Raw genomic sequence first — 24,513 nt, forward strand, 5'->3', positions numbered from 1 at the left:
GCCCAGGCCCCGACGCCGTTGCGGGTAGAGGTTAGTGACTAGCTAACCAGCGGCAGGTGCCACCTCCCCGATTCTGCCAACTCCCCAAGTCCACGTCCACCGATTTCCGCGCCCATCCACACAAGCCCATCCTACCATGGACCCGAGCCAACGGTGATCCGGCGTGGTGGCGTTTGATACACGATACCGCGGAAACGCATCGGTCGGCGTCCTTTCCGGCACGCTGACGCTGAGCGGGGTGATTGGCGATGGCCCTTCTTCGTTCAATCTGACCAAGGTCCAGTCTGGAACCCTGGTCCTGTCGGGCACCAACGCCTACGACGGCACCACCACGGTATCGGCCGGCACGCTGAGCGTGGCGGATGACGCCAACCTGGGCTCCGGAGCCGTGACGCTGGCCGCCTCGACCACCCTGGCGGTGACGGGAGCCACCACGATCGACAACGCCATCGCGCTGGGCGGAGCGGCGACGATCACCAACGTCAACGACGTTACCCTGTCGGGCGCGCTGTCCGGGGCGGGCGCGCTGACCAAATCAGGCGCCGGCACGCTGACGCTGACCAGCACCAGCAACTCGTCGGCCACCAGCACGCTGGCGGTTTCCGCCGGCACGGTGTCGGTCGCGACAAACACCACGCTGGTCGGCGGCGCCGTCACGCTGAGCGGCGGCAACCTGACGATCACCGGCACCGGCACGTACACCAACGCCATCACGGTGTCGGCCGCCGGCACGATCACCAACGCCAACGCGGTCACCCTGTCGGGCGTGATCGGCGGGTCGAGCGCGCTGACCAAGGCCGGCGCCGGCGTCCTGACCCTGACGGGCACCCAGACCCACACCGGCACCACGACCGTTCTCGCCGGCGAGCTGAGCGTCGCCGCCGACTCCAACCTGGGCAGCGCCGCCGTGACGCTGAACGGCGGCACGCTGACGGTGACCGGCGCCGTCACGATCGACAACCTGATCGAACTGGGGGTCAACAACGGCACGGTGAGCGCCGTTGGCGCCGCCACCCTGTCCGGTGTGATCTCCGGCGCTGGCAATCTCACCAAATCCGGCAGCAGCGCGCTGACGCTCAGCGGCAATAACACCTACACTGGCGCCACCACCCTCAGCTCCGGCGTCCTGATCGTCACGCACAACAACGCGCTGGGCACCTCGGCCGGCGGCACCACGGTCGCCAACGGCACCACGCTCAGGGTCGGAAATGGCCTCACCATCGCCGACGCGCTGACGCTGAGCGGCACCGGCGTGAATGCCGGCTTTGGCGCGCTCAAGGTCAACGAGGGCACCGGGTCGGCCACCGTCACCGGCAACATCACGCTCGCCGCCGCCACCGACATCGGTGCCTACAATGCCGGCGATACGCTGACCCTCTCGGGCACGATTTCCGGCGGCTTCGCCCTCACCAAGGTCGGGTCCGGCACGGTGGTGCTGAGCGGCGCCGGCAACAGCCACACCACCACCACGGTCAGCACCGGCACGCTCAGCATCGGCGCCGATGGCAATCTGGGCTCCGGTCAGCTCACCCTGGCAAGCGGCACGACCCTGCTGCTGACGGGCACGACCGCCAACATCGACAACGCGCTGGCGACCACCGCGGCCACCATTTCGGTCGGCACGGGCGCTTCCGCCACCCTGAGCGGCACGCTGACCGGCTCCGGCACGCTGGCCAAGATCGGGGCCGGCGTGCTGACCCTTTCGGGCGCCGCGACGAGTTCGGGCGCCGTCACCGTTTCGGCGGGCACCCTGCTGGTCAACAATACATACTCCGTGGCCAGCCTCGCCGTGAGCAGCGGGGCCACGCTGGGCGGCAGCGGCACGGTTTCGACAGGCGCCACGACGGTGGCCAACGGCGGCACCCTGGCCCCCGGCAACAGCCCCGGCAAGCTGACCGTCCAAGGGCTCACCCTCAGCGGCGGCTCGACCTTCAATGTCGAAATCGCCAGCCCCGGTACGACGGCGGGCACCGACTACGACCAGGTTGCCGCGACGGCGGTGGACCTGACGGGGGCGACGCTGAATGTCTCGATCACGGGTACGCTGACGGTCAACAGTACCTTCAAAATCATCGACAATACCGGTAGCAGCCCCGTCACGAATAACTTCACCGGGTTGGGCCAAGGGGCAAGCTTCACTTCCGGTACTGGAAAATACAGCATCTCCTATACCGGTGGCGACGGCAACGATGTGGTGCTGACCTTCCTCGGCACCATACCGACGCTGACCAACCTGTCGGGCGACAGCGTGGCGCTGAACGCATCGGCCCCGGTGCGGCTGGATACCGGCACGGCCGCGGTGGTGGCGGACGCGACGCTGGGAGCGCTGAATGGCGGGGCCGGCGACTGGAATGGCGCGAGCCTGTCGGTGCGGCGCGTCACCGCCGGGACGGCCGATGCCACGGCCAATGACGTGTTCGCCTTCGACACCGCGGGCGCCGATTTCGTGCTGGACAACGGCAGTCTGAAAACGGTTAGCGGCAATACCACCTTCGCCACGGTCACCAATAACGGCGGCGTGCTGACCGTCACTTTCACGGGCACCAATGTCGCCACCACGGCGCTGGTGCAGCAGGTGGCCCAGCGCATCACCTACAGCAACAACACCCCCTATGGCGATGCCACCCTGCGCTTCACGATCGCCAACAGCGCGGGCAGCAACACCGCCGACGTGACGGTGACCAGCAGCACGATCCATGTCGATAGCACCAGCGACGATGCCGATGGCGACGCCGCCGACGGCTTCTCGCTGCGCGAGGCGCTGGCCCGGGGTGTGACCCAGACAGGGGCCGACACCATCAAGGTGGTGTTGAGCGACAATTCGGCCATCACGCTCGGCAGCGGCGTGACCAGCGGGGCCGGCGACACGCTGGATCTCGATGGGGCCAATGGGCTGACCATTCAAGGCAGCACCCTGACCCTCGGCGGCACGCTGAGCATCGGCAATGGCACCGGCGACACCGCCACCATCTCGACGGTCATCGCCGGCAGCAATTTGGGACTGACCAAGACCGGGGCCGGCACACTGACCCTGTCGGGCACCAACACCTACACCGGCACCACCACCGTTTCCGCCGGCACCCTGGCGCTCGGCAACGGCTCCGCCATTGCCGATGCCGGGGCGGTGAGTGTTGACAGCGGTGCTACCCTGGCGCTGAACGCCGGTGAAACCATCGGCGCGGTGACTGGCGCCGGCAGCATCACGCTGGGCGCCAGCACGCTGACCCTGGGATCGGGCGGCGGTTCCGGCACCTTCTCCGGCATCATATCCGGCACGGGCGCGCTGACCAAGACCGGCACCGGCACACAAACCCTGACCGGCGCCAACACTTACAGCGGGGCCACCACCGTCAGCGGCGGCACGCTGGAGGTCGGGCATAACAGTGCGCTGGGCACCACCGCCGGCGATACCACGGTCGGCAACGGTGCCGCGCTGAGCGTGCTCGATGGCATCACCCTGGCCGAAAACCTGACCTTGGCCGGAACCGGAGTCAGCAGTTCCGGCGCCCTGATCGGTACCGGCACCGTCACGGTCAGCGGCACGCTGACGCTGACGAGCAATACCCGTATCACGGTTGGATCCGGTGGTAGCCTGACGGCCAGCGGCGTCCTCAGCGGCAACTCCACCCTGACCAAGGCCGGCACCGGCACGCTGACCCTGACCGGCGACAGCGGCACCTGGGGTGGTGCGGTCACGATCAGCGCCGGTACGCTGGTCGCCGGCCACAACAACGCGCTGGGCAACACCACCGGTACGACCACCGTGCAAAGCGGCGCCGCCCTGGCGCTGGCCAATGGCGTGACGGTGGCCGAGGATCTCATCGTGACCGGCGCCGGCGTTACCAACACCGGAGCTGTGCGGGTCGATAGCGGCACCGCCACCCTCAGCGGCACCGTGACCATGGCCGGCGCCACCCAGTTCGGCGCCGGTTCCGGCGCCAGCCTGACCCTCGGCGGGGTGATCAGCGGCGGCCAAAACGTGACCAAGGTCAGTGCCGGCACGCTGACCCTGAGTGCCGCCAACACCTATTCCGGCGGCACCACCGTCAGCGCCGGGACGCTGCTGGTCACCGGCTCGCTGGGAGCCACATCCTCGGTCACCGTTGCCAGCGGTGCGACGCTGGGCGGCACCGGCAGCATCTTCGCCAGCAGCTCGAGCAACACCGTCACGATCAGCAGCGGCGCCACCCTGGCCCCCGGTGTGGCGGGCACCAATAGCGGGGCCGGCACGCTGACCATCAACGGCAATCTGTCCATGGTGTCGGGCGCCACGCTGTCGGTCGATATCGCCGGGGCCACCGCCGGCACCGGTTACGACCAGGTGGTGGTCAATGGCACGGTCGGCATCAGCGGGGTGACGATTTCCGCCACCCACGGCTATGCCGCCGCCAGCCAAGCCCAATACTTGATCATCAGCAACGATGGCTCCGACGCGATCACCGGCACCTTCACCAGTCTGGCCGAGGGCGGCACCTTGACCGCCAGCGGCAAAGCGCTGACCGCCTCCTATATCACCAGCGGCGGCACGGGGAACGACTTCACCCTCACGGCGCCGGCCAACAACGCGCCCACGGCCGTCAACCTGGACACCAACAGCGTCGCCTGGGCCGGCACGGGCAATACGGTGACCCTGGACAACTTGTTCGACGCCACCGTCGCGGACGCGGAACTCGGTGCGCTGAACGGCGGCGCCGGCGACTGGAACGGCGGGTCGCTGACCGTCCAGCGGTCCGGCACGGCGGTCGCCACGGACATCCTTGGGTTCGACACCGGCAACACCCCGCTGTTCACCGTCAGCGGCGCCAACCTCGAGGCGAGCGGCCAGATCTTCGCCACCTTCACCAGCGCGAACGGCGTCCTGACCGTCACCTTCAACAGCAGCGGGACGACGGCGACCACGGCCCTGGTCCAGGACGCGCTGCGGCGCGTGACCTTCCGCACCGACACGCCCACCGGCAACATGGCGGTGGCCTACAGCCTGAGCGACGGCACCGCCGCCGCCACCGGGACGGTCACCGTCACCAGCAACACCATCACGGTCAACGCCACGGGCGAGACCAGCGACGCCGACCGCAACAGCGTGACCCTGCGCGAGGCGGTGGCCATCGCGGCGGCGCAGTCGGCGGGAGCGGAGACGCTGGTGCTGACCAGCGCGCTGGCGGCGCAGACCACCACGCTGACCGCCGGCCTGACCCTGACCGAAAGCCTGACCCTCGACGCCGACGCGGCCAGCGGCTTCACGCTGGCGGGCAGCACCGTCACCCTGAACTCGGGCGTGGTGCTGACCGTGACCAACGGCTCGGCCGACACCGCCACGATCTCCAGCGTCATCGCCGGCAGCGGCGGCCTGACGAAGACTGGCGCGGGCACGGTGACCTTGTCGGGCTCCAACACCCTGACCGGCGCCCTGGCCGTGACGGGTGGTACTCTGTCGGCTGCTCATGCCAGCGCCATCGCATCCACATCCGATCTGACGCTGAATGGCGGCACGCTGGCCAGTACAGCGGCGAGCCCTTCCTATACGAAGGGAATCACTTTGGGCGCCGGAGGCGGCACAGTTGATTTCTCAGGCGGCAGCCTGACCCTGTCGGGCGTGATCTCTGGCACGGGCAGCCTGACCGTCACCAGCACCGATGGTGGCAAAGCTCTGGCGCTCAACGGAAACAATACTTATGGCGGCGGCACGGTGCTGAGCAACGGCATCCTGACAGCCGACTCCAATACGGCTGTCGGCACCGGCAGCCTGACCATCATTGGCGGCAAAATCCGCGCCGGTAGCGCAGGCGTGACGTTGAGCAATGCCGTGACGCTGGGGGGGACCCTGACCTTTTCAGGCTCTCACGCCATGACTTTCTCCGGCGCCGTCGATCTGGGCAACGCCGACCGCACCATCGACAACACGATCAGTTCCGACCTCACCTTCAGCGGCGTCATCAGCAACGGAAGCCTGACTATCGCCGGCAGCGCGGCAACCGGCGCCGTCATCCTGTCGGGCGCCAACACCCACACCAACACCACCGTCAGCGGCGGCAACGGCACCACCAACACCAACACCCTGTCGGTGGCGAGCAACGCCAGCCTGGGGAACGGCACTGTCACCCTGAATGGCCCCGGCGCCATTCTGAAGGTCACTGCCGCCACCACCATCTCCAAGGACATCGCCATCGGCAGCAGTGGTGGCAAGCTGGAAAACAGCGCGGCCGTCATCCTGTCGGGGATCATCTCGGGCAGCGGGGCCTTGACCAAGCAGGGGGCGGGTACCCTGACCCTCGGCAGCGCCAACACGCATACCGGTGCGGTCACCATCAGCGCTGGCACGCTGGACTTTGGGGGAGGCGCTTCGATCAGCGCCAGCAGTGGCGTCACGGTGGATTCCGGCGCCACGCTGAGCGTGACCAACGGCGGGAAGACGATCGCGTCGCTGGCCGGGGCCGGCACCGTCAGCCTGACCAGTTGGAATCTCACGGTTGGCAATGCCAGCGACACCACATTCTCCGGCGTCATCTCCGGGACCGGCAGCGGCATCACCAAAATCGGCACGGGTACCCTGACCCTGACGGGGGCCAACACCTATACCGGCAGCACCACGGTTTCGGCCGGCGGTCTGACGCTGAACAAGAGCGGCGGCGCCCTGTCCGACACCACGGCCGTCACGGTCGCGTCGGGGGCCACCCTGACGCTATCGGCCAACGACACGATCGGCTCGCTGGCCGGTGCCGGCACCGTGGCCCTGGGCTCGTCCACGCTGGTGTCAGGCGGCAACAACACCAGCACCGAGTTCAGCGGCACCATCACCGGCAGCGGCGGCGGCAGCATCAACAAGATGGGCACCGGCGTCCTCACCCTGTCGGGCACCAACAGCTATGTCGGCGGTACCACCCTGACGGCGGGCACCATCGCCGCCGGCGCCGTCGGCGCGCTGGGCAGCGGCGGCATCTCGTTCTCCACCGGCACGACCCTGGACCTGACCGTGTCGGGCACCTTCGCCAACTATATCGACATGGCCGCCAACGCCACGATCAATGTCGGCACCGGTATCAGCGCCACCCTCAGCAATGTCGTCGCCGGCACCAGCACCCTGACGAAGAGCGGTGACGGCACGCTGACCCTGACCGGCACGCAAAGCAGCACGGGCGGGGGAGCGATCACGGTTTCCGCCGGCACCCTGGCCGTCGCCGCCGACGCCAACCTGACGTCGGGCACGCTGACCCTTGCCGGCGGCAATCTGAGCGTCACCGCCGCCACGACCATCAGCAAAGCCATCGCCCTGTCCTCGGCGGGCACCATCAGCAACGACGCCGCCGTCACCCTGTCGGGCATCATCTCAGGCACCGGCGCCTTGACCAAGGCGGGCACGGGCACGCTGACCCTGACCGGCACGCAGACCGGCACGGGCGCCATGACGGTTTCCGCTGGCACCCTAGCCGTCGCCGCCGACGGTAACCTGACGTCGGGCTCGCTGACGCTGGATGGCGGCAACCTTTCGATCACCGGCGCCACGACGATCGACAACGCCATCGCCGTGTCCTCGGCGGCGACGATCACCAACAGCGCCGCCGCCACCCTGTCGGGGATCATTTCCGGCAGCGGCACGCTGACCAAGAACGGGGCGGGCGTGCTGACGCTGTCGGCCACGCAGACGGCGACCGGCGGTCTGACGGTCACGGACGGCACGGCCAAGATCGGCGCCGCGGCCAACATGCTGGGCGGCACGCTGACCCTGAACGGCGGCACGCTGGACGTCGGCGGCAACAGCTTCACGCTGGGCAACGCGGTCGTGTTCGGCGCCAACGGCGCGACCATCAACACCGACAACAACGCCAACAACGGACTGACCCTGAGCGGGGCGGTGACGGGTTCGGGCAACCTGACCAAGACCGGCGCCAGCGTGGTGTATTTCAACAACCTGAGCGCCATCACCGGCGACATCGCCGTCAACGCGGGTTCGATCGTCGCGGCCGGCACCTCGACCTTCGGCTCGGGTCAGATCACCCTGGCCACCGGCACCAACCTGGGTGTCGCCGGCTCGACCCGCTCCATCGCCAGCAACATCGTTCTGGCCGGCAACGCCCTGTTCTACACCGGCCAGCCGACCGACACGGTCAATGGCGAGACGATCACCTTCAGCGGCGTGGTCTCGGGCGCCGGCAACCTGACCATCATCGGCGGCACCAGCCCGGCGGGCAATCTGGTCGTGCTGTCGGGCACCAGTACCCACACCGGCACCACCACCCTGTCGACCGGTCGGCTGAGCGTCGCCAGCGACGTCAACCTGGGCTCCGGCGCGCTGACCCTGTCCGCCAACACCACGCTGGTGATCAGCGCGGCGACCACCATCGACAATGACGTGGTCCTGGCCGGTAACGCCGCGGTGAGCAACGCCGACGCCGTCACGCTGTCCGGCATCATCTCCAGCAGCGGCGGCCTGACCAAGACGGGCGCGGGCACGCTGACCCTGACGGCCACCCAGACCCACATCGGCACGACGACGGTTTCGGCCGGCGCGCTGAGCGTGGCGGCCGACGGCAACCTGGGCTCCGGCGCCGTGACGCTCAGCGGCGGCGCGCTGGAGGTGACCGGTACCGGCGTCACCATCGACAACGACATCGTGGTCGGCTCCAGCCACGGCACGGTCGCCAACGCCAACGCCGTCACGCTGTCCGGCGTGCTCTCCGGCGCCGGCGACCTGACCAAATCAGGCGCCGGCACGCTGACCCTGTCCGCGACGCAGACCCACACCGGCACGACGACCGTCCTGGCCGGCGCGCTGTGCGTGGCCGCCGACGCCAACCTGGGCTCCGGCGCCGTGACGCTTAACGGCGGCACGCTGGAGGCGACCGGCACCGACATCACTATCGATAACGCCATCGCGCTGGGAAGCGACGGCGGCACGGTGGCCAACGCCAACGCCCTTACCCTGACCGGCCTGCTTTCCGGCACCGGCGGCCTGACCAAGACGGGCGCCGGCACGCTGACGCTGCTGAACGCCGGCAACCGGACCAGTTTCACCGGCACCACGACAGTGTCCGCCGGTACGCTGACCGTCGGCAGGAATCAAGTCGGGTCGAGCCCGAACATCACCGTCACCGCCATCAGCGGCAAGGACTCCCTGGGCGGCGGGGCGCTGACGCTGAACGGCGGCACCCTGAGCGTCGGCGGATCGGGCCAGCAGGTCTTCGCCCAGGCCGTCACCATCGGCAGCGGCGGCGGTACGATCAACACGACGGTCAACGTCAAGCTGAGCGGGCAGGTCACCGCGGCGGCCGGTGTCACGCTGACCAAGACCGGCTCGGGCGGCGTGCTGTCGCTGAGCAACACGGGCAACAGCACCAGCTTCGCCGGCAACATCACGGTTGCCGCCAATGGCAGCGCGGTGGAGATCGGCGACTCCTCGGGGCCGTTCGCCACCCAGGCCAATACCGGGACGATCACCCTGGGTGCGAACACCACGCTCCAGCTTCCCAGTGCCACGGCGGCCGCCCTGACGCTGGGCAACGCCATAGTGCTGACCGGCAATGCCACGATACAGACGTCGCAGCATACGCTGACCCTGTCGGGCGCCATTTCCGGCAACTTCTCGTTGACCAAGAGCGGGAGCGGTACGCTGGCGCTGTCGAACACCGGCAACAGCCAGCTCGCCACCACGGTTAGCAACGGCACGCTGAGCATCGCCGCCGACGGCAACCTCGGCACCGGCACGGCCACGGTGACCCTCACCAGCGGGGCCGTGCTGGCGCTGGGCGACGGGGCCTCGACCGACAACCAGATCTTCGTCGCCTCGGGCGGCGGCTCGGTGAACGTGGCGAGCGGCAGCGCCACCCTGTCAGGCGCCGTCACCGGTACGGCGGCGCTCGCCAAGACCGGCGGCGGCACGCTGACCCTGACAGGTGCCAACACGAGCTACGGCGGCGCCCTGACGGTGTCGGCGGGAACCCTGGTGGCCGGACACAACAGCGCGCTCGGCACCACCGCCGGCGCCACCACCGTCAGCAGCGGCGCCACGCTTCAGATCGGCTCTGGCATCTTCATCGCGGAGGCGGTGACGGTCAGCGGAACCGGCGACGGCGGCGTCGGTGCGCTGTATGCGTCATCCGGCGCCGGCACGGTTTCCGGCACCGTGACCCTGGGGGCCGACGCGACCGTGGGTACGGCCTCGGGCGCCACGCTGACCCTGACGGGCGGGATCGCCGACGGGTCCTCGACCTTCAACCTGACCAAGGCCGGCGCCGGCGCCGTGGCGCTGACCACATCAGCGTCCAGCTATGACGGCACCACCACGGTGTCGGCCGGCACGCTCAGCGTCGCCGCCGACGGCAACCTGGGCGCCGGCGCGCTGACGCTGGCCGCCGGCACGACGTTCGAGGTCACCGGCGCCACGACCATCGACAACGCCGTGGCGCTGAGCGGTGCCGCCACGATCCAGACCGACGCCGCCGTGACCCTGTCCGGCGCGATGTCGGGTGGCGCCTTGGCACTGACCAAATCAGGCACCGGCACGCTGACGCTCTCGGGCTCGACCAACAAAACGGGCCTGACCGGCGGCGTCACCGTTTCGGCCGGCACGCTGGCCGCCACGTCCAACAACGCGCTGGTCGGCGGCACCGTGACGCTGACCGGAACCACACTGGGCCTGACCGGCACCGACACCTACACCAACGCCATCGCCCTGGGCACCGGCGGCGGCACGGTCGAGGTCGCCTCCTCGATCGCGGGGACGGTATCCGGCGTCATCAGCGGTTCCAACGCGCTGACCAAGACCGGCGCCGGCAACCTTGTCCTGTCGGGTACCAACACCTACTCCGGCGGCACCACGGTGTCGGCCGGCACGCTGACCGGCACCACGACCAGCCTCCAGGGCAACATCCTCGACAACGCGGCCGTCGTGTTCGACCAGTCCGCCGACGGCACCTATGCCGGCGTACTCAGCGGCACCGGCTCCCTGACCAAGTCGGGCACCGGCAACGCCACCCTGTCCGGCGCCAACACCCATAGCGGCGGCACCACGGTTTCGGCTGGCACGCTGACCGGCACCACGACCAGCCTCCAGGGCAACATCCTCGACAACGCGGCGGTGGTGTTCGACCAGTCCGCCGATGGCACCTACTCGGGTGTCCTCAGCGGCACCGGCTCCCTGACCAAATCGGGCACCGGCAACCTGACCCTGTCCGGCGCCAACACCCACACCGGCGGCACCGCGGTGTCGGCCGGCACGCTGACCGGCACGACCACCAGTCTCCAGGGCAACATCCTCGACAACGCGGCGGTCGTGTTCGACCAGACCGCCGACGGCACCTACTCTGGCGTCCTCAGCGGCACCGGCAGCCTGACCAAATTAGGCGCCGGCACCCTGACCCTGTCCGGCGCCAACACCTACTCCGGCGGCACCACCGTTTCGGCGGGCACGCTGACCGGCACCACGACGAGCCTGCAAGGGAACATCCTCGACAACGCGGCGGTCGTGTTCGACCAGTCCACCGACGGCACCTACTCGGGCGTGCTGAGCGGCACCGGCACCCTGACCAAGCTGGGAACCGGCGCCGTCACGCTCGGCGGCGCCAACACCCACACCGGCCTCACCACCGTGTCTGCGGGCACGCTCGGGATCTCGTCCGAGGCCAACCTGGGATCCGGCGGGCTGACCCTGGCCGGTGGCACGCTGGCCTTCACCGGGACCGGCGCGCAGAGCCTGACCAAGGCGATCACGCTGGGCACCGGCGGCGGCACGATCAGCTACGGCCTGACCGGCGGCTCGGACGAACTGACGCTGTCCGGCGCCATCACCGGCACCACCTCGCTGACCAAGGCGGGTGCTGGCGCGGTCAAGCTGACCAACGCCACCAACAACGGCAACACCTGGTCCACCACGGTAGCGGGCGGCACCCTGTCGATGACCGCCGACGTCAACCTGGGCTCCGGCACCGTCACGCTGGCGGCTGGAACCGCCCTGCGGGTGACGACGGCGACGACCATCCACAACGCCGTGACGCTGACCGGCGACGCCTCGGTCCAGACCGACAGCGCCGTCACCCTGGATGGCGCGGTGGCCGCCAGCGGCTTCGCCCTGACCAAGATCGGCGCCGGCACCCTGACCGTGACGGGCGCCACCGGCGGCATGTCGGTCACCACCGGCACGCTGGCGGTCGCCACCGCATCGGCCCTGACCGGCACCCTCTCGCTCAGCGGCGGCACGCTCGACGTCACCGGCGCCACGGTCGCCCTCACCAACGCGATCACGCTGGGCGCCTCCAGCGGAACGGTGAGCACATCGGGCGCCCTGACCCTGTCGGGTGCCATCACGGGCACCGGCAACCTGACCAAGTCGGGCGCCGGCACCGTGACGCTGACCGGCGCCAACACCTACACCGGCACCACGACGGTCGGCGCCGGTACCCTGTCGGTCAACGGCACGCTGACCGGCGGCGGTGCCGTGACGGTTTCCACCGGCGCCACCCTGGCCGGCTCGGGCACCATCGCGGGCGCCGTCTCGATCGCGAACGGCGGCTTCATCGCCGCCGGCAACAGCCCCGGCAAGCTCACCCTGACCAACGGGCTCACCATCGCCGCGGGCGGCACCTTGGTGGCCGAGCTCAACGGCACCGTCGCGGGCACCGGCTACGACCAGATCGACGTGACCGGCACCGTCGACATCACCGGCTCCAAACTCACCCTCAGCCTGGGCTACGCGCCCGCGTCCGGCGACAGCTTCATCCTGATCGCCAACGACGGGACCGACGCGATCACCGGCACCCTCAAGACATCGGATGGCTTCAGGGTGGAGGAGGGCGAAACCATCACCTCCGGCATCTACACCTTCAGGGTCAGCTATGTCGGCGGGACCGGCAACGACCTGACGCTGACCGTGATGAACTTCGCGCCCGTGCTGGACGCCACCCCATCGCCGACCCTGACCACGGTCGCAGAGGACATCGCCGACGCCGCCAACACCGGCACCCTCGTGTCGAGCTTGGTGACCGGCGCCATCACGGACCAGGACGGCACCGCCGCCAGCGCCATCGCGGTCACCGCGGTGGACAACACCAACGGCGCCTGGCAGTACTCGACCGACGGCGGCGCGAACTGGACCGCCTTTGGGGGCACCGTGACCGCGTCGGCGGCCCGCCTGCTCGACGCGACGGACAGGATCCGCTTCGTCCCGACGGCCGACCACAACGGATCGGCGACCATCACCTTCCGCGCCTGGGACAAGTCCACAGGCACCGCCGGCACCGTGGCGGACACGTCGACCAACGGCGGCACCTCGGCCTATTCCACGGTGACCGACACCGCGACGATCACCATCACGGCGGTCAACGACCGGCCGGTGGTGACCGCGGGCGGCGGCGCCACCCCCACCCACGCGCCGGGCTTGGGCGCCGTCGTGGTCGATGGCGGGCTGACCCTGACCGACATCGACAACGCCAACCTGGACGGCGCCACCGTCACCCTGACCAACCGTCCGAACGGCGCGTCCGAGACGCTGGCCCTGACCGGTTCCGCCCTGACGGCGGCCCAGACCGCCGGCATCACCGTCACCAGCTATGACAGCTCGACCGGCGTCCTGACCCTGTCCGGCACCGCGACCAAGGCGGCCTATCAGGCGGCGCTGCGGGCCGTCACCTATGACAACGCCCTGGCGATCCCCGACGCCACCGCGCGATCGGTTACCTTCACCGTCCGCGACACCAGTGGCGACGGCGCCACGCGCGACGCGACGGCTGTCAGCCGCTCCATCGCCTTCAACACCACGCCGACCCTGCCGACCAACACCGGCATGACGGTGGCCGAAGGCGCCTCCGCCCAGACGATCACGGCGGCCATGCTCTCGGCCACCGACGGCGAGCAGACCCGGACCGGCCTGGTCTATACCGTCACCAGCTTGGCCGGACACGGCACCCTGCGGCTGAACGGCACCGCGCTGGCGGCCGGCGGCACCTTCACCCAGGGCGACCTGGATGGTGGGCTGGTGACCTACGGCCACGATGGATCCGACACGACGTCCGACAGCTTCGGCTTCTCGGTCGGCGACGGCACCACCACGCTGACCGGCAAGACCTTCGCCATCACCGTGACCCCGGTCAATGATCCGCCGGTGATCTCGGGCGTTCCGACCACCGCCATCGACATCACCGACCGGCGCACCGCCAAACCGTTCTCCGACGCGACAGTGACCGATAGTGACCTTCCGGGACAAAATCTGACGGTCCAGGTAGCCATCCTGCCGGGCAGCGGCGCGCTGGCTGGCGGCACCTCCAGTGGAACCGGGAGCTTCGACGCCGGCACCGGCGTCTGGAGCTTCACCGGCACCGCCGCCCAAGCCACCGCCGCGCTGCGAGGAGTGGTGTTCACCCCGACCGAGAACCGCGTGGCGCCCGGCACGACCGACACCGTCGGGCTGACGCTGACCGTCAACGATGGCACCGCGACGGTCACCAACGCCAACGCCGTGGTCAAGGTGTCGTCGGTCAACGACGCGCCCTACGCCAACCGCACGATCAGCAAGGCGACCGCCACCCAAGGCACGCCGTTCAGCCTGACCGTCGGGTCGGGCGCCTTCGGCGACGACGACGCCAACGATCCGCTGACGATCGCCGCGGCCAGCTCCAACGGCGACCCGCTGCCGGTTTGGCTGAGCTTCGACCCGACGACCAAGACCTTCAGCGGCACGCCGGGCAATGGCGATGTCGGCACCGTCAAGGTCCGCCTGACCGCGACCGACAAGTCGGGCGCCAGCGTCTCCGACATCTTCATCCTGACGGTCGAGAACATCAACGACGCCCCGGCCGCAGTCGACGACAGGGCCACGACCGACGAGAACACCTCCTTCACGCTCGCCGCCGCCCGCGGCGTCCTGTCCAACGACACCGACCCCGACACCGGCGACACCCGCGTGGTCAGCGAGGTCAATGGCCTGACGTCCAGCGTCGGCCGGGCGATCACCCTCAGTGGTGGCGGCAAGGTGACGATCCGCCAGAACGGCACCGTCGTGTTCGATCCCAACGGCGCCTACGGCGCGCTCAACTCCGGCGACAGCGTGGTCGAGCAGGTTCGCTACACCATCGTCGACAGCAAGGGAGCCACCTCGACCGCGACCCTGTTCATCACGGTCCAGGGCCGCAACAACGGTCCGGTCCTCCAGCCCGACAAGACCGTCACCGTCGATCAGGACAGTGGCGCCATCGGTCTCAGCATCACGCGGCCGGTCGACGCGGAGAACGATGCGCTGACCATCCGGATCTCGGCGCTGCCGACCGCCGGCATGGTCACCACGGCGGAAGGAACCGCCGTCACGGTCGGCACCACCCTGACTTCCGACCAGCTCGCCAACCTGACCTTCACCCCGCCAGCCGGCTACAATGGCGACGCCGGCATCCTGATCTACAGCGTGTCGGATGGCGGCGTCTCGGCGGAGCAGGCGGTCAAGATCGTCGTGTCGTCGGTCCAGCGGCTCGACGTGGTGGCCGCCGACACCGTCCGGAGCGAGGGCAACGCCGGCTCCACCACGCTGACCTTCCGCATCACGCGCACCGGCGACACCAGCGCCGTCACGGTGGTGGATTGGCAGGTCAACGAACCGACCCGCAACCATGTCGCCGACAGCGCCGACTTCACCGGCGGCCTGCCGTTCGGCAAGGCGACGCTGGCGGCGGGCGCCAACTTCGTCGACGTCACCATCCAGGTCGCCGGCGACACCGTGGTCGAGACCGACGAGAGCTTCGTCTTCTCGGTCACCGGCGTCGCGACCAGCATCACCGGTGGCAAGGTCGTCTTCCAGCGCGAGGCGGCGCAGGGCGCCATCCTGGACGACGACCGCGACGTCACCCCGCCGACCATCGTCTCGGTCACCCCGCCGGCCGCCGGCAACTATGTCGACGGCGATCAATTGACCTTCACGGTCAAGTTCAGCGAGGCGATCGACACCACCGAGTTGGGCACGCCCAGGCTCGCGCTGACCCTGGGCAAAACCGTCCGCTACGCGGAACTGATCACGGTGCCCGGCCAGTCCGCCGACACGCTGACCTTCTCCTATACCGTCACCTCGGCCGACGCCGACAAGGACGGCATCTCGGTCGGGCAGAAGATCAATCTCAACGGCGGCAAGATCCAGGACGCCGCCGGCAACAAGGCCGCGACCACCTTGGGGGCGCTCGGCACCGGCAACGTCATCGTCAACACCTTCCGGGGCGTCGTGGTCGATGGCTACATCACCGGCGGCACCGTGTTCGCCGACGCCAACCGCAACAGCGTGCTGGACGCCGGCGAGTCGTCCTCGATCACCGACGGTTCGGGCAATTTCGAGATCCTCGGCGGCAGCGGGCCCTATATCCTGATCGGCGGGCACGACATCTCGACCGGCCTCGCCTTCAACGGCATCTTCGAGGCGCCGCCGCGCGCCAAGGTGATCAACCCCCTGACCACCCTGCTCACCGGCATCGCCGGGCTGAGCGCCACCGACGGCCAGATCGCCGAAGCCCAGACCGTCGTCAAGTCGGCGCTCGGGCTCGATGGCGGCATCGACCTGCTGAGCTACGATCCGATCGTCGAGGCGACCACGGCGGGCCGAAGCGCCGGCGAGATCACGGCGGCGGTCAACGCCCAGGCCGAAGCGGCGAAGATCGCCAACCTGCTGGTCCAGGGCAGTTCCGTCCTGGCGGGGGCCGCCACCACTCCGGTCAGCCAGGGTGACGCCGGACGCGCCGTGCTCGCGGCGTTGGCCGACATCGTCAAGGCCCTGCCGACCGGCGGCCGGATCGATCTGGCGTCCGCCACCACGATCGAGGCGGTGCTCCGGAATGCCGCCGGCCGCCTGTCCGGCATCGACGCCAGCCGCGTCGCCACGGTCGCCGCCGACGCCGCCCAGGTGATCGGCGCCAGCAACAGCGCCGTCGACACGGCCAACCAAGGTGGTTCGAGCGACGCGCTGGACAACCTGACCCGCATGACCCAGGCCCAAGTCGTCGCCCAGGGAACCGCCGCGACCGCCCTCCAGACGGGCACGGCGGGCGGTGGCCTGAGCGACGCGGTCTCCAACTTCACGGGGACCAACCTCGCGACCCAGGTCGATCAGGCCAGCGTCGGCATCGTCGTGCCGTCGCGCCTGGAGATCGTCGCGACCGACGCCGCCAAGGCGGAAGGCGACACCGGCTCGACCACCCACACCTTCACGGTCACCCGGTCCGGCGGGTTGTCCGGGGCGCTGACGGTCGACTGGCAAGTCTCCGGTTCCGACACCCTCGATGGCGACGACTTCGGCGGCACCCTGCCGAGCGGCACGGTGACTTTCGCTGACGGCGAGACCACCAAGACCATCACGGTCAGCATCTCCGGCGACCAAGGGATCGAAGCCGACGAGACATTCGGCGTCACCCTGTCCAACCCGAGCGTCGCCGCGGCGCTGGTCACCGACACCGCGTTTGGGGTCATCCTGAACGACGATCCGGCCGCACCCCAGATCACCTTGCCCGGCGCCACCGCGGTCGTGGTCGGCACGGCGACCTCGATCGCCGGCCTGTCGGTCGCGGATGGCAACAGCGCCACCGTCACCGTGACGCTGACGCCCGTCAATGGCACGGCGGCCGTGACCGGCCCCGCCACCATCGTGGCATCGGGCGGCGTCTTGACCATCTCCGGCAGCGTGGCCGACGTCAACGCGACGCTGGCGACGCTGCGCTACACCGGCAACGCGGGTAGCACGACAGGCGCCATCGACGTGGCCGTCTCGGATGGAGATCCGACCACCACCGACGCCGCCGGCAGTCTGGCGATCTCGATCCTGTCCGCGCCGGAGAACACGCTGCCGAGCCGCCCGGCGGTCGTCGCCGGCGTCTCCAGCGAAATTTTCGGCATCAGCGTCGCCGACACCGACAGCGGCACCGTGACCGTCACGCTGACCCCGACCCACGGCACCGTGGCGGTGACCGATTTCGGCACCGCCACGTCCACCGCGCTCTCCGGTGACCGTGTCCAGATCTCCGGTTCCGTCGCTGATGTCAACAAGGTGCTGGCGTCGCTGGAATTCACGGCGGAGCGCAACGTGCTGGGCGCCAGCCTGCTGATCGTCACCGCCGACGCCGACGCCCCCACCGACGACGACAGCGACCTGCTGAGCATCGATGTCCTGTCGAGCCCGGAAGCCGCCAGCCCTACCGCCCAGACGGTGGTGGCAGGCCAGCCCCAGGCGATCACCGGCCTGTCGGTCGGCGACTTCGACACGGCCGAGCTTCAGGTGACCCTGGTCCCGACCAATGGCCAGATCGGCATCGAAGCCGTTGGCTCCGTCGTCATCACCCATCCCAACGCCACCACGCTGCGCCTGACCGGCACCGCCGCCGACATCAACGCCTCGCTGGCCGGCCTGACCTTCAGCGGCACGCCGGGTGCCACCAGCGGTGGCATCGAGGTCCTCACCACCGACCTCGACGCCCGGACCCCGGACCCGACGGTGACGGTCGATCTCACCATCGTCAACCCGCCGAGCCTCGACCTGCCGCGCCAACCCTCGGTCGTGGCCGGCACCACCGTCGCGATCTCGGGCATCACCGTGGCCGACGCCGATCCCGGCGACATCACCGTGACACTGACGCCGGCCGGCGGCACCGTGGCGGCCCAGGCCGCCGCCGGAGCCACCGTCGCGACGGCGTCGGATGGCACGCTGACGATCACCGGCGCCGTCGCGACCGTCAACGCGACCCTAGCCAACCTGACCTTCACGGCGGGAAGCGCCGGATCCGCCACCATCGCGATCACCGTCAACGATGGCGACGCCAGGACGGACGACGCCACAGCGGCCCTGTCGATCGCCATTTCCGCCGCGGCGGAACTGACCCTGCCGACGACGGCGGTGGCCGCGGCCGGGACACCGACCACCATCCCCGGCATCAGCCTCAGCGATGTCGGCGGCGACTTGGTCACGTTCCGCCTGACCGCCACGAACGGCACGGCGGTCATCACGCCGGTGGGCGGCGCCTCGGTCGCCGACCTGGGCAACGGCGTCTTCACCCTGATCGGCAACGCCAGCGACATCAACGCGACGATCGCCGCGATGACCTTCAACGGCACCCAGGGCGCCGCGACCGCGACGCTCCGGCTCCAGGCCGACTTCACCGATCCGGCCCTGTCCCCGATCGACAAGACCCTGTCGATCTCCCTGGTCAATCCGCCCGCCCTCACGCTGCCCGAAGCCGCGGCGGTCGTCGTCACGGCGGGCCAGAGCGGCGCCATTCCCGGCATCTCCGTCACCGACTATGACGACGCCAGCGTCACCGTGACGCTGACGCCGTCGGGCGGCACCATCGCGACCGTGGCTTCCGGAAGCGCCACCATCACCACCGGCGCCGATGGGCGGCTGATCGTGTCCGGCACCAAGGACGACGTCAACGCGACCTTGGCCGCCCTGACCTTCACCTCCGCCACGGGCGCCACCACGGGCAGCGTGACCGTGACCGCCAGTGACAGCGATCCGGTGTCGCCCGATGTGACGGCGACCCTGCCAGTCACCGTCGTGACCCCGGTTCAGCTAACCATGCCGACCACCGGCACCGCCATCGCCGGCGTGCCGACGGAACTGCATGGCTTCTCGGTCACGGGAGCCAGCGGCTCGACCGTCGCCGCGACCGTCACCCCCACCGGCGGCACGATCGCCATGACGGCCAAGGGTGCCGCGACCATCGTGGTCGGCACCGGCGGCGAAGTGACGGTCACCGGCAACCCGGCCGACGTGACCGCGACGCTGGAGAGCCTCCAGTTCACCATGACCGTGGGGGCCACGGCGCCGTCGCTCGCGGTCTCGGTCTCCGACGGCGACAGCCGGACGGTGGACCCGTCATCGACCATCGCGCTCGGCGTGTCCACGGTCCTGCCGCCGCTGGCGGGCGGCGACAGGACGGTCACCGCGACCGACAACACCGCGCTGTCGCTGCCGGAGGACGGTTCTGCCCCGAGCGGCGCCAACATCCGGTTGGCGCCAGCCATCCTGCCCAACACCGATGGCAACTCGCCCAACGCCATCCGCATCCTGTCGGTATCGGGCGGCACCCTGACCCGGGCCGACGGGACCGTCATCGATCTCGGACCGGCCGGCAGCGTCCTGACGCTGACCGGGAGCATCCTCGATCTGCGCTTCACCCCCGACGCCAACCGGGACACGGCGGCGACCTTCAGCTACGTCATGGTCGACACCGTCCACGGCACGCCGAACTCGGCCGCCTCGACCGCCTCGATCTCGATCACGCCGGTCAACGACACGCCGACCGGCACGGCCGACACCGGCGCGGTCGGCACCGGCGGAACCCTGACCGTGGCGGCGGGCTCCGGACTGCTGGCCAATGACAGCGACCGGGATACCGGTGACACGCTTGTCGTGTCCGCCGTCAACGGCAGCACCGCCGCCGTCGGCCAGACCATCACCCTGCCGTCGGGCGCCCTGATCAGGGTCAACGCCGATGGTTCCTACTCCTACGACGCCAACGGCGCCTTCGTGGCGTTGGCGGCGGGAACGACGGGGACCGACAGCTTCACCTACACCGTGACCGACCAAGCGGGCGTCAGCGCCACCACGACGGTCACGCTGACGATAACCGGCGTCAACGACGCGCCGGTGGCCAACGCCGACTCGTTTGGCGTCGCCGCCAACGCCAAGCTGACCGGCGATGCCGCCGGCGTGCTGGCCAACGACCGCGATCCGGACACCGGCGACACCCTGCGGGTCGCCGCCGTCAACGGTGCCACCGACGCGGTCGGACGCCAGATCACCCTGCCGTCGGGCGCCCTGCTCAGGCTCAACGCCGATGGGTCGTACAGCTATGATCCCAATGGGCGGAACGACAAGCTGCCGGCCGGGGTGACCGCCACCGACAGCTTCTCCTACACCATCCGCGACGGTGCCGGCGTCACGGCGACCTCGACCGTCACCATCACGATCACCGGCGTCAACGACGCGCCGGTCGCGGTGGCCGACAAGGTCACGCTGGCCGAGAACAGCGTCTTCAGCGTCGCGGGCATCGGCGTCCTGGCGAACGACACGGACATCGACACCGGCGACACCCTGACCGTGATGGCGGTCGACGGCCAGACGGCCAGCGTCGGCCAGACGATCACGCTGGGGTCCGGCGCCAAGCTGCTCTTGAACGCCGACGGATCCTACCGCTACGACACCAACGGCGCGTTCCGCGGCTTGGCCCAGGGTCAATCCACGACCGACAGCTTCAGCTACACGGTCAAGGATGGCGCCGGGGCGACCTCCACCGCGACGGTCACCCTGACCATCACCGGCGTCAACAACGCCCCGGTCGCGGTATCCGACACGGCGGCCACCACGGCGACCCAGGTGATCACCGCGACCGGGGCCGCGGGCCTGCTGACCAACGACACCGATGTCGACAGCGGCGACAGCGCCGGGCGGATCACCGCCGTCGACGGCAAGTCGGCCAGTGTCGGCGCCACCATCACCCTGACGTCGGGCGCGCGGCTCACCGTCGCGGTGGATGGCACCTACGTCTACGATCCGAACGGCGCCTTCGGCACGCTGGCCGTCGGCCAGACCGCGACCGACAGCTTCGGCTACACGGTCGCCGATGGCTTTGGCGGGACCGCCGAGGGACGAGCCACCATCACGATCACGGGCGTCAACGACGCGCCCACCGCGGCGACCGACAGCGCCACCGTGTCCGAGAAGGGTGTCCTGCTGGTGCCGACGCTGGGCGTGCTGGCCAACGACACCGACATCGACCAGAACGACAGCCTGACCGTCACCGCGGTCAACGGGGCGTCCGCCTCCGTGGGGCAGCCGATCGCGCTGAGCTCCGGCGCCGTGCTGACGCTCAAAGCCGATGGCTCCTACATCTACGACCCGAACTCGCGGTTCAACGCCTTGGGCCAGGGTCAGTCGGCGACCGATAGCTTCACCTACACGGCGACCGACCTGAACGGCGCCTCCAGCACAGCCACGGTCGTCATCACCATCACCGGCCTCAACGACGGTCCCGTGCCGCAACCCGGCACCGGCACGGTGTTCGAGGACTCCGCCGTCACCGTCGGCGCCGCCGACGGCGTGCTGTCCAACCTGACCGACGGCGATCTGGGCGACACCGCGACCGTCTCGGCGGTCGGCGGCGACCCCACAGCGGTCGGGCAGACCATCACCCTGACCTCCGGCGCGCTGCTGACCGTCAACGCCAACGGTTCCTACCGCTACGATCCCAACGGCAAGTTCGAGGCGCTTGCGGCTGGCACCACCACGACCGACAGCTTCACCGCCACCGTCCGGGATGGCACCGGCGCCACGGCGACCGCGACGGTCACCCTGACCATCATCGGCGCCAACGACGCGCCGGTCGCCAAGGCGGACACCGGAGCCGTCGTCCAGGGCGGCACGGTGACGGTGGCGGCCTCGGCCGGCGTGCTGGCCAACGACACGGACGTCGACACCGGCGCCAGCCTCAAGGTGTCCGCCATCGACGGTCAGAGCAGCAGCGTCGGGCGGACCATCGCCTTGGCGTCCGGCGCCCGGCTGACGATGGCCGCCGACGGCGGTTACGTCTATGACACCAACGGCGCCTTCCCGGGTCTCGCCGCTGGCCAAACGACGACCGACAGCGTCAGCTACACCGTCTCCGACGGTATGGGCGGCACGGCGACGGCGACACTGACCCTGACGATCACCGGCGCCAACGACGCTCCGGTCGCGACCGACGATACCGCGACGACCCCGGAAAACGGCGCCCTCTCCAAGACCGCGGTCGCCGGCCTGCTCGCCAACGACACCGACGCCGATCAGGGCGCCACCCTGACCGTGACCATGGTCGAGGGCTCCGCCGCGGCGGTGGGGTCGACCATCACGCTGGCCTCCGGCGCCACGCTGAAGGTCATGTCCGACGGGTCCTACGTCTACGATCCCAACGGCAAGTTCGAAGCGCTGGCGCCGGGCACCACCGCGACCGACAGCTTCCGCTATACCGTCGCCGATGGAGTGGGCGGCACCGCGACCGCGACAGCGACCATCACCATCGTGGGCGTCAACAACGCTCCGGCCGCCGTCGCCGACGCGGCGACCGTCGCCGAGGACGCCGTTCTGGTGGTGCCCGCCAAGGGCGTGCTGGCCAACGACACCGACGCGGACGCCGGAACCACGCTGACCGTCACGGCGGTCAACGGCGATCCGGCCGCGGTCGGCACGGCGATCCGGCTGCCTTCCGGTGCGACGGTGACCGTGATGGCCGATGGTTCCTACACGGTCGATACCAACGGAAAATACGCCACTCTGGCCGCCGGCGAGATGGTGACCGAGAGCTTCGGCTACACGGTCAGCGACGGCAAGGGCGGCACAGCCACGGGTGTCGCCACGGTGACCATCGTCGGCACCAGCGACACCCCGACCGTGACCGGAACCATCGCGCCGGTGACCGCGCTCGAAGGAGTCGCCTTCTCGGCCAAGGTGCCCGAAGGTCTGTTCACCGACACCGACGCGTCGGATACGCTGGTCCTGTCGGCCGACCTGACATCCGGCGCCGCCTTGCCGGCTTGGCTACGGTTCGACGCCACGACCGGCACCTTCAGCGGCACGCCGGCGGGGACGGATGCCGGCACGCTCACGGTGCGGGTGACCGCCACCGATCCCAGCGGCGCCACGGTGACGACCAGCTTCGTCATCACCATCCAGGAAGCCACGAGGGTGGTCACCCCGGTCGTGACGGCGCCGCCGACCGTCATCCCCACGGTGGCGGAACCGGTGTCCGTCACACCCGTGCCGGACCTGATCATCCTGCCGCTGGTCCAGGCGACCTCGACCTTCGCCTCCTCGACCTCGATTGAGACGGGTGGCGATCCATCCATCGCTTCGCTGTCATCCGGCCAAGCCAGCCTGCTATCCGGCGGCATCCAAATCCCGAGTCTCAACTCGGTAGACATCCTCGCCGGCCAGTCGCGCATGGTCAGTGTCGGCGCGGCCGATGGGGCGGGCGGCCTGCGGGTCCTCATCCCCGTGAACGATCAGTCGCTCGGCGGGGTGACAGGCGACAGCTTCCGGTTGCCGGCTGGAGTGTTCGGGCATGGCGACGCCAAGGCGGTGATCACGATCGAGGCGACCCTGGCGGACGGCACGCCGCTGCCGAAGTGGCTCAAGTTCGACGCCACCTCGGGCACGTTCAGCGGCACGCCCCCCAAAGGCGAGAACGGGCGTTTGGACATCAAGGTGACCGCCCGCGACAAGACCGGAGCCGAGGCGGTGGTCAACTTCAAGCTTGGCACCGCCAAGTCCGAAGTCCCCGCCGCCGACCCGGCGGACGCGCCGGCCGACGGGGCGCCCGAAGCCGGCAAGACCACCGACGCCGGACGGCAGGGCGACCAGCGGCACGCGCGCGATCCGCTGGTGGGCAAGCCGTCGCTGACGGCACAGCTCAAGGCGGCCGGGCGGGCCGGCGGGCAGGGGGGCTTCATGGCCGAGGGCTTGGCGCTTCTGGAGAGCCTGATGAAAGCCGCCGGCATCGACGACATCGACCGCGCCGCCTGACCGGCATTCCC

Annotated in this window: 1 protein-coding gene; it reads left to right on the top strand. The window is 69.8% G+C overall.

Features of this window, described 5'->3' with window-relative positions; genetic code table 11:
- The first annotated feature begins 163 nt into the window (after positions 1-163).
- The gene (locus N825_RS18495) at positions 164-24,502 is read left to right on the top strand and encodes an Ig-like domain-containing protein (RefSeq protein ID WP_037455151.1); all 24,339 of its coding nucleotides are present in this window, start codon (positions 164-166) and stop codon (positions 24,500-24,502) included.
- Positions 24,503-24,513 lie beyond the last annotated feature (11 nt).

This window comes from Skermanella stibiiresistens SB22, assembly GCF_000576635.1.
Taxonomy (GTDB): domain Bacteria; phylum Pseudomonadota; class Alphaproteobacteria; order Azospirillales; family Azospirillaceae; genus Skermanella; species Skermanella stibiiresistens.